At 67.6% G+C, this 9,946-nt stretch carries 8 protein-coding genes; 4 read left to right on the forward strand and 4 right to left on the reverse strand.

Features of this window, described 5'->3' with window-relative positions:
- Nucleotides 1-19: 19 nt before the first annotated feature.
- Entirely contained in the window at nucleotides 20-625 is a 606-nt protein-coding gene (locus AC1DR7_RS08725; protein WP_457318174.1) for a CDP-alcohol phosphatidyltransferase family protein, read from the reverse strand.
- A gap of 76 nt (nucleotides 626-701) precedes the next feature.
- Complete coding sequence (locus AC1DR7_RS08730; RefSeq protein ID WP_478052942.1) at nucleotides 702-3,215, reverse strand: tetratricopeptide repeat protein; 2,514 nt, start codon at nucleotides 3,213-3,215, stop codon at nucleotides 702-704.
- Between the two features lie 259 nt (nucleotides 3,216-3,474).
- Between AC1DR7_RS08730 and purH the strand changes: the two genes are divergently transcribed.
- From purH to purD, 4 genes are all read left to right on the forward strand, one after another.
- Nucleotides 3,475-5,058, forward strand: coding sequence for a bifunctional phosphoribosylaminoimidazolecarboxamide formyltransferase/IMP cyclohydrolase (gene purH / locus AC1DR7_RS08735; RefSeq protein WP_457318176.1), 1,584 nt, complete (start codon nucleotides 3,475-3,477; stop codon nucleotides 5,056-5,058).
- 17 nt (nucleotides 5,059-5,075) lie between these two features.
- Complete coding sequence (locus AC1DR7_RS08740; RefSeq protein ID WP_256776671.1) at nucleotides 5,076-5,942, forward strand: hypothetical protein; 867 nt, start codon at nucleotides 5,076-5,078, stop codon at nucleotides 5,940-5,942.
- Nucleotides 5,939-6,865 carry a hypothetical protein gene (locus AC1DR7_RS08745; protein ID WP_457318177.1) on the forward strand — a complete coding sequence of 309 codons (927 nt, stop codon included), beginning with the start codon at nucleotides 5,939-5,941 and terminating at the stop codon, nucleotides 6,863-6,865. Before AC1DR7_RS08740 ends, AC1DR7_RS08745 begins: the two co-directional genes overlap by 4 nt.
- Before the next feature lie 80 nt (nucleotides 6,866-6,945).
- Nucleotides 6,946-8,232 (forward strand): phosphoribosylamine--glycine ligase, encoded by a 1,287-nt coding sequence (purD, locus tag AC1DR7_RS08750; protein WP_457318178.1) that lies wholly within the window; start codon nucleotides 6,946-6,948, stop codon nucleotides 8,230-8,232.
- Between the two features lie 91 nt (nucleotides 8,233-8,323).
- On the opposite strand, the gene AC1DR7_RS08755 is transcribed toward purD, so the two are convergent.
- Nucleotides 8,324-8,722, reverse strand: a complete 399-nt coding sequence (locus AC1DR7_RS08755; protein ID WP_457318179.1) for a hypothetical protein — start codon at nucleotides 8,720-8,722, stop codon at nucleotides 8,324-8,326.
- 10 nt (nucleotides 8,723-8,732) lie between these two features.
- Nucleotides 8,733-9,503 carry an RHS repeat-associated core domain-containing protein gene (locus AC1DR7_RS08760; RefSeq protein WP_457318180.1) on the reverse strand — a complete coding sequence of 257 codons (771 nt, stop codon included), beginning with the start codon at nucleotides 9,501-9,503 and terminating at the stop codon, nucleotides 8,733-8,735.
- Nucleotides 9,504-9,946: the final 443 nt, after the last annotated feature.

A 9,946-nucleotide genomic window follows, 5' to 3' on the forward strand; every position in this document is an offset into this window, starting at 1 on the left:
TGTCTGCCCGCAGTGCCGATCAGGCCTGCTCCGCCAATCCGTTGCGCATCCGCCGCCACGCGGTCAGCAGGCACAGCGCCGCTGCCACCCACGCCACGCCGCTCACCACCGCTCCGCCGATCCAGCCCACTGCAAGCAGCACGCCGACCAGGCCGATCACGAAGGCGCGGTCACTTTTCCCCATGGGTCCGTCGTAGCGCCGACTGGCCCCCACCATCAGCCCCAGGACGCCAGCGTACTCGCAAACCGCCGCAAGCCACGTCAGCACCCAGATCGCGGTCGGATCGACCCCGGGCAGGCTGAGCAGGCTCAGGTACAGGGCCGCATCGGCCAGGACATCGCACAGTTCATTGAGGTAAGCCCCCAGCCGCGACTGCTGGCCGAACTCGCGCGCCAGCATGCCGTCCACGGCATTGAGTGCCATGCGCAGCAGCATCCATACCGGCAACGCCAGGTACCACAGCGGCTGCGCCGGTGCCCACGCGTAGACCGCGACCGCCACGGCCAGCGACACCACGGCGGCAGCGACGGTCACCACGTTGGCGGTAATGCCCGCCCGGTACAGACCCCGTACGCCAGGGCGCAGCAGATCCTGGAAACGCCCCTTCAATGCATAGATCGACATACCGCAACCTTCTCCTGACCTGTTCCACTGTATGGGTGCCTGCCACGGCAGGGAATTGCCTCGTTGCCGGGTGCGCTCATCCTGCTGCCATAAGTTGCCGCCACAGCTGCACGAAGCGCGGTGAATACCAATAGCCTTCGTTGCGCATCAATTGGGTGGGCAGATCATCGGCGAGCCGGTAGCGGCCGTCGAAGCGCTGGCCGAACTGCTGCTTCAGGCGGGCCAGGTGGGCAGGGTCGCTGTCGAGCATCGCGCACGCCAGCAGCCCCAGCCAACCGTCCACGTCGTCCGGCTCGCGGGTGAAGGCCTGCTCGAACAGGCGCTTTGCGTCCTGCGGGCGGCCCAGGTCCAGCAGCATGAAGCCGTAGTTGCGCTGCGCGTCGATGTTGTCCGGCTGCGCCTGCAGCAACTGTTGCATGCGCAGGGCAGCCTCGCCGGTGCGGCCCAGGTGGAACAGTACGTAGCCGGCGTGCTCCAGCAGGTCCAGGTCAGGCTGCGCCTGCGGCGGCTGCGCGCGTTGCAGTGCGTCCAGGCGCACCCACGCCGCTTCGAAGTCGGGCGTGGCCGCCGCGGGGTCGCCGGCCGACAAGGCCATCGCGGCACGGTTGAACCACGGGCGGTAGTCCTCGGGCGCTTCGTCGATGGCGGCCTGCAGTGCGGCGCGGGCGCCGGCGGCATCGCCACTGTCGCTGAGCGCGCTGGCCAGGTTGAGATGGATGCTCATGCGCTGTTCGCGCTGCGCGGCAGCGTCCAGGTCAGGCGCCGACGGCAGTGTCAGCGCGGTGCGGTATTCCTGCACGGCCTTGCGCGGCTGCTTGAGCTGCTGCAGGTACAGGTTGCCCAGGTTGAAGTGCGCGTCCAGGCGCTTGGGCTGCAGCCGCATCGCCGCGCGGTAGGCCTCCACCGCCAGGGCATGCTGGCCGCTGTCACCCAGTGCACTGCCCTGGTTGAGGCGCAGGCCATAGTTGTCGGGGAAGCGTGCCACGCCGTTGCCCGCCACCACCGCCGCCTCGCGGGTATCGCCCAGCTGCAGCAGCATGGCCGCGTAGTTGATGAAGGCATCGGGCGACAGGTTGCCGGGCAGCGTCACCAGGTGGGCGTAGTAGCGCCGCGCCTTGTCGGTCTGCCCGGTGCGGCTGTAGTGGTAAGCCAGGCGCTGCTGGATGTCCAGGTTGCCCGGCTCCAGCTGCGCGGCTCGCAGCAGGTCCTTCTCGGCCGCGCCATCATCGCCGAGTTCATGCAGCACATTGGCGCGGTTGAGCAGGCCGATGGTCTTGAGCGGGGCGCGCTGGATGTAGTCGTTGAACGTGTCCAGCGCGCGTTGGTGCTGCCCCAGCCGGGCCTGCGCCACGCCCAGGTTGAGCCAGCCGGTATCCAGGCCGGGATCCAGCCGTACCGCCTGCGCGAACAGGTCCGCCGCGGCCTGCCACTGCCCCGCCCGGGTCTGCGCCTGGCCCTGGTTGAACAGCAGCTGCGCCTGGTTTTCTGCCGGCAGCGCACCGGCCTGCGCGGCCACGGCCGCACGGTCGCCCTTGCCGCCCTGGCCCAGCAGCGACAGCCGGTTGGTCAGCACCCGCGGGTTGCCCGGGTCCTTTGCCAGCGCACGGTCGTAGGCGGCCAGCGCCTCGCGGGTGTGGCCGAGCCGCTCCTGGACTACGCCGATGTTGAGCCAGGTATCGGCATCCTCCTTGCCCAGCGCCAGGGCCGCCTTGAAGTCCTGCAGCGCGCCGGCCGCGTCGCCCATGTCCAATCGGGTCACACCACGATTGTAGGGATACAGCGGTTCGGTCGGCGCCAGCCGCATGGCCTGGCCATCATCGGCCAGCGACTGGCTGGACCGGCCCAGCGCGTGCTGGGCCAGTGCGCGGTTGCCGTAGTAGCCGGCCACCTGCGGCGATTGCGCGATAGCCTGGTCCAGCAGTTCCAGCGCACGCCGTGGCTGGCCCAGGTGGTGATACGCCTGCGCGGCGTGGAAGAGGATGTCGGCCGCCTGCCCGGTGCCCTCCGGGTCATCGCGATAGGCCCGCTCGTAGGCGGCGAACACCTCCAACATGCGCGCGTTGTCGTGCTGCTGGTTGAGCAGGAACAGGTAATTGCGGAACAGGCTGCTGGCGTGACCACCGGCCTGGAGCGCCGCCGCGTAGTCGGCCAGCGCGCCCACGGTGTCACCGGCCTTGGCCTTGGCGGTGCCTTGCAGCTGCAGGCTTTCGGCGTCGCTCGGGTCGGCCCGCAGCGCCTGTGCGGCGGCGGCCAGTACCCCGGCGTTGTCGTCGGTCGCCGCGGCGATGTAGGCCTTCAGCCGGTACAGGCGGGCCTGCTGCGGATCCAGGGCGATGGCCTGGTCGATCAGCCGCCTGGCGCCGGACCAGTCCTGCGCCTCGTAGGCCGCGTTGGCCTGCTGCTCCAGATCCTCGCTGCTGGTCCCGTCGGCATCGGCCGGCGCGTCGGCGCCCGAGGCGTCGCGCGCCGACGCCGCTGCCATCGCCACGTCCACCACCCGCACCGGCGCCTCGGCCACGCTGGCTGCGTCCTGCGCCTGCGCGGCGCCCATCAGGCTGGCCCACGCCACGACGCCGGCAAGCAGCGTCACCTTCCCTGTTGCTGTCGACACGATCTGGACCTGCAAATCCCTGGCAGAACGCGCAGCCTACCCTATCGCCCCGCGCTTCCGGCCAGCGCTGGTGCTTCCCGCCGTCAGGCCACGCCGGGCCACACAGCGCCTGGCCCGTGGCCGGCCCGGCGGCTGTGCCGGACGCGGCCGGCGGCGTCGATATCCGCCGGGCGGCCCCCTCGCCGGCCCCCACGGCCTACAATATCGGCCCCGCTCCGCTGCCGATTGCCCTGTCCCCATGACTGCTGATCTGTTGCCCGTTCGCCGGGCCCTCCTGTCTGTTTCCGACAAAACCGGTCTGATCGACCTCGCCCGTGCCCTGGCCGCCCGCAACGTGGAGCTGCTGTCCACCGGCGGCACCGCCAAGGCGATCCGCGAGGCCGGCCTGGCGGTCAAGGACGTGGCCGATGTCACCGGCTTCCCGGAAATGATGGACGGCCGGGTCAAGACCCTGCATCCGCTGGTGCACGGTGGCCTGCTCGGCCGCGCCGGGCTGGACGAGGCGGTGATGGCCGAACACGGCATCGGCGCGATCGACCTGCTGGTGCTCAACCTGTATCCGTTCGAGTCGGTGACGGCCAAGGCCGACTGCACGCTGGAAGACGCCGTGGAGAACATCGACATCGGTGGCCCGGCGATGCTGCGTTCGGCGGCCAAGAACTTCGCCCGCGTCGCCGTGGCGACCGATCCATCGCAGTACGCCGAACTGCTGGCCGAGCTGGCCGCCAACGATGGCCAGCTGTCGGCGGCCAAGCGCTTCGCCTTCTCGGTGGCCGCGTTCAACCGCGTGGCCCAGTACGACGCGGCGATCAGCAACTACCTCTCGGCGGTGGCCACCACCGACACCGCCGTGCCGGTCCGTACTGAATTCCCCGCACAGATGAATGCAAGCTTCGCCAAGGTGATGGACCTGCGCTACGGCGAGAACCCGCACCAGAGCGGCGCGTTCTACCGCGACCTGTCCCCGGTGGCCGGCACGCTGGCGACCTTCCAGCAGCTGCAGGGCAAGGAACTGAGCTACAACAACCTGGCCGACGCCGATGCCGCATGGGAGTGCGTGCGCCAGTTCGACGTGCCGGCCTGCGTCATCGTCAAGCACGCCAATCCGTGCGGCGTGGCCGTGGGCGCCGGCAACGGCGATGCTTACGAGCTGGCCTATGCAACCGACCCGACCAGCGCATTCGGCGGCATCATCGCCTTCAACACACCGCTGGATGCCGCCACCGCCCAGGTGATCCTGGACCGCCAGTTCGTGGAAGTGCTGATCGCCCCGGACTTCGAGCCGGCCGCGCTGGAATATGCACAGAAGAAAGCCAACGTGCGAGTGCTGCGCATCCCGCATGGCGACGGTCGCAACCAGTACGACACCAAGCGCATTGGTTCGGGCCTGCTGGTGCAGTCCTCCGACAACCGTGGCATGAGCCGTGACGAACTGAAGGTCGTGAGCAAGATCGCACCGACCGACAAGCAGTTCGCCGACCTGCTGTTCGCCTGGAAGGTCGCCAAGTTCGTCAAATCCAATGCGATCGTCTACGCCCGCGACAACCGCACCATCGGTGTCGGTGCCGGCCAGATGAGCCGGGTGTACTCGGCGCGCATCGCCGGCATCAAGGCGGCCGATGCGAACCTGGTGGTGGAGGGCTCGGTGATGGCCTCCGATGCGTTCTTCCCGTTCCGCGACGGCATCGATGCCGCGGCCGCCGCCGGCATCAAGGCGGTGATCCAGCCGGGTGGCTCGATGCGCGACAACGAGGTGATCGCGGCGGCCGACGAGCACGGCCTGGCGATGGTGTTCACCGGCGTACGCCACTTCCGGCATTGATCCAAGGAGCGACACGGATGTCCGCATCACCCCTGAAGTCCCTGCTCGCGCTGGCCATCGGCGCCAGCGCGGTCCTGGCCGGTTGCAAGCCGGCCGCCGACCCCGCCCCGGCGCAACCGGCGGCAACGGCCGCTCCTGCGGCTGCGCCTGCCGCGCCGGTCGCCCATGTCAGCCGCACCGCGCGGCTGCAGGCATTCCTGACCGCGCGCTACGGCAAGGCCGCCCGGCTCTCCGAACAGTGGCGCGGCCAGTGGACCCAGGACGACGAGAGCCGTCCAACCGATCTGCAGGTCTGTGCCGAGCAGCCGGTGGTGAGTGGTGACAGCTGGCAGCAGCTGCTGGCGGTATGCGGCGAGCTGGCGGACGCCGGCCATGCCGACCCCGGCACGATCGATTTCTACGTGCTGCGCCCAAGCGGCGACAGCTTCGAGGTAGCCGCCGAACTCACCGGCGGCACCTACGGCAGCAGCGGCCGTCCCGGCACGGTGCAGGTGATCCGCGCCGGCAGCGACTTCTACGGCTTCCGCAACGAGAGTGGCTGGTACGGCCAGGGTTACTCCCTGGAAACGCAGACGCTGATCCTGCCCGGTCCGAAGGGCCTGGTCGACGCCGGCTCCCTGCGCAGCCATATCGACAACAGCGCCGCCTACGACTGCGACGATGCCGACTTTGCCGAAGAATGCCGCACCCGGATGTTCAACATTGCGTTCGCCTACCGTTTCGATGACAGCGACCGCAGCGCCCGCACCTGGCCGCTGGTGATCGAAGAGACCGGCAGCGGCTGTGGCGGCAAACAAGTGCGCGCCGAGCATCGCTTCAGCCTGGATGCCAAAACCTGGACCTACACGTTCCCCGAAGCGTTGCAGCGCGAAAGCTGTCAGTGACGCGCGGGCGTCGCGCATGCCGGTGGCTTCTGGCGCTCGCGCTGCCTGCGCTGCTGGCCGGCTGCGGCGACCCACCCGCCGTCAACGACACGCCCCGCCGGGTGTTGGACAGCACGGTGGCGGTGGAGGACACGCTTTACCCCAGCGGTACCGATGCGCAGCGCCTGCTGGAATTCCTGCACGATCGCTACGGCGCCAGTGCCCGGCTGGACGCGCCCTGGCAGGATCGCTGGGACGACACCGACGTGCAGGCGCAGCGCCCGGTCACGCGCCAGGTCTGTGCACGTGCCACGATCGACACAGATGGCCATGTGCAGCACCTGCTGGCGGTGTGCCAGACCCTGGATGACGCGGCCAGCGTCGAACCTGGCCGGGTGGATCTGTACGTGCTGCGCGATGGGCAGACGCCGCTGTTCGGCAAGGACGAGAACGAGCGTGCGTTCTCCGAGACTCTCGGCGTCGACCGACCGCTGTGGGTGATCGCGCAACGGCTGCAGGGCCAGTACGGCCGCAGGGGCGCGCCCGGTACGGTCCAGATCGATCAGCTCGGTCCGCAGCGCCACGCTTTCCGCATTACCCATGCCGGGCTCCATCGCGGCACCGCAACGGTATCGCGCAGTTACATCGCCGTGCACGACGATCGCCTGCGCGAGGTCGCAGTGCTGTACGAACACATCGACAACCGCGCCGCCACGGGCTGCGGGAATGCGACAACGCCCTGCGATGCCCCGACCCTCGACCTGGATTTCGCCATTGCCGTGGGCAGCGGCGCTGCCGTGGCCGGGTATTGGCCGCTGACGGTACGCGTCCGCGGCCAGGGCTGCAGCGGCGATGGACGGCAGGACCACCGGCTGGAGTACGAACCGGGCACGCGTCGCTATGCGGTGCCCGCCGACCTGCAGCGAGAGGACTGCGAGGGGTAACCACGCCCTGCCCCGGTGCCATGCAGCACCGGCCCGCACCGCGTAAAATCGCGGTCCCGCCCCCTTACGCGAGAAGTGCATTGAAGATCCTGGTCATCGGCGCCGGCGGCCGTGAACACGCCCTGGCCTGGAAGCTGGCCCAGTCCGCGAAGGTGAGCGAGGTCCTGGTGGCCCCTGGCAACGCCGGCACCGCGACCGAGGCCAAGTGCCGCAACGTGCCGGTCAAGGTCACCGACCTGGACGGCCTGCTGACGCTGGTTGCCGCCGAAGGCATCGGCCTGACCGTGGTCGGCCCGGAAGTGCCGCTGGTGGCGGGGGTGGTCGACCGCTTCCGCGCCGCCGGCCACCGTATCTTCGGACCGACCGCCGCCGCTGCGCAGCTGGAGGGCAGCAAGGCCTACGCCAAGGACTTCCTGGCCCGCCACAACATCCCCACCGCGTTCTACGCGGTGCACACCGAGGTGGAGCCGGCGCTGGCCTATATCCGCGAGAAGGGCGCGCCGATCGTGGTCAAGGCCGACGGCTTGGCCGCCGGCAAGGGCGTGATCGTGGCGATGACCCTGGCCGAGGCCGAGGACGCCGTGCGTGACATGCTCTCGGGCAACGCGTTCGGCGATGCCGGCGCACGCGTGGTGATCGAGGAATTCCTCGACGGCGAGGAAGCCAGCTTCATCTCGATGGTGGACGGCACCACCGCGCTGCCGATGGCCACCTCGCAGGACCACAAGCGGGTCGGCGACGGCGACACCGGTCCCAACACCGGCGGCATGGGCGCGTACTCGCCGGCCCCGGTGGTGACCGATGAGGTGCATGCCCGCGTGATGCGCGAGGTGGTCAACCCGACCGTGCAGGGCATGATCGCCGACGGCATTCCGTTCACCGGCTTCCTCTATGCAGGCCTGATGATCGATGCCGACGGCGCGCCGAAGGTGATCGAATTCAACGTGCGCTTCGGCGACCCGGAAACCCAGCCGGTGATGCTGCGCCTGCAGTCGGACCTGGTGGACCTGCTCGACGCGGCCATCGATGCACGCCTGCACGCGGTGGAAGCGCAGTGGGATCGGCGTCCGTCGCTGGGTGTGGTCATGGCCGCATCGCCCTACCCGGAAACCCCGATCACCGGCGATGTGATCCACGGGTTGGACGCGGTGCCGACGAGCGCCAAGGTGTTCCACGCTGGCACGGTGCTGGACGCGCAGGGCCAGGTGCTGAGCGCGGGCGGCCGGGTGCTGTGCGTGGCGGCGCTGGGTGACAGCGTAGGCGATGCGCAGGCCAACGCGTACGCCGGCGTGGCGGCGGTCAGCTGGGAAAACGAGTTCCACCGCAACGACATCGGCTGGCGGGCGATCGCGCGGGAGCGCGGTTGAGCCCTGGATAGTCTCATGCGCTGGCTTGCAGTCAGCGCATGATTTTCCGTCCCGGCGCCGACCAGACGTAGAAATCAGGAGCCACCATCCATCATGGGGCCATCCGGCCGGCGTCCTGCTCCACGCTCATCGACGCAAGGAGAGCGTCAAGGCCGACTTCGGCGCAAATCGACTGCGCGTGAGCACGTGCATCAGGCTCAAGCAACCTGCCTGCCGCCTTCAATGCTTCGGCAGAGAGCGGTGAATCAAGTACCAAGGCATTTACCACCTGCTCTTGTATCCGTCGGTGGAGCTCGACCGCGAACTTTAGCTTTGCCAACTCCGCAGGATTCAATGCACTTGAGGCCTCATGACCATCCAGAGCCTCGTAGTAGTAAAAGTTCCCGTAGCTCTCAACGAATGAACGTGCAGAAATTTCGCAACATACGAAACGCCTGACAAGCATTGTCGCGCAATAAATACTCTGTTCCACATCTTGATCGTTCAGCATCAATTTTCTCCTACTTCTTCAACGGGAGCCATGGGGTGCCGTCGGCGTTGGTGACACCCGGCACATGACCATGAGGTTGCTGTGCTCTTGGATCGGGATGAGTAGAAGGTTTGTGGCCGCCATCGATCCGAACCCCAGTCGAACTGCCGTCAGGGCCCTTGGCTTGTACAAACCGCCCATCTGGTGAGCCTTCAATCTTGCCACCCGGAGGTGTCGGGATGGCGTTGCCTTTCGAATCAACGTAAATGGTTCCCCGCTCGCCACCCGCGGCTTTTCCACTTGTCCCTCCTTCGCTTCCCGTCTTTGTGTCGCCCGCTATCGACCCACCGTCCTGAAGTGCAGGTTCCGGAGTAGCCGGCTCGGCCTTTTGCACCAAGCCCTTTATAGCCCCCTCCAACTTGTTGCCAAGTTCAGCACGTCGCTCCGGTGTCGTCGTCGCGTAGTACGTAGCGCCAACCACGATTGGTATGATCAGCAATGGCACCAAAGCTGCAGCGTTTCGCCCGTCCGGGTCTGTAAACCTGTATGGGTTCCCGTTTGCGTATCGGTACCGGTTGAACTGCACCACAGGCTGCTGATATGCAGACACGGGATCTACCGACAGGAAGACGCCCAACTGCGGATCCATGTAGCGCTGCTGCATGTAGCTCAGGCCGGTAGCCGGATCACTCACATGCCCGGTGTAACCAGGCCCATTAGGAACCTCGTCGCCCACGACCGCCCCATAGGCCTCGTAGTCATATCTCCTGGTCACATTTCCGCTTGCGTCAGACTCAGCCACGACCGAACCTAGAGCATCGGTATGTATATAGGTGACCGTCTGGGCGCTAGCAGGCCAAATCGATGACAGGACGATCACCATCGCGTAGCACAGCAAGGCGAGTAGCGAAGTCGACGCTGGAATAACCTTCTTATTTTTGGTTCTTCTCCCATCTGAGGGGAGAAGGCGCACGGCCGGCCAGCTAGATTGTGGTTGTCGAGACTACAAACCGAGGCCGGCCGTGGCCAAGCTGGATTGTATGCCGTTGCTGGGAGGCTGGGCGGGGTATCGCCTGGATGGATGGCGCCGCGAGTCACGTGGCGGAGCCACGTGGCTGGTGCTTTCGCTGTTGCCTGATTCACGCCGCCGACGCCGCTGCAGTGGCTGCGGCAAGTGGGTCGTGGCCATCCACGACCAGACGCTCCGGCGCATCCGTGACTTGCCCGTGTTCGACCAGCCGGTGG

It is taken from the genome of Stenotrophomonas sp. P5_A9 (assembly GCF_056400525.1).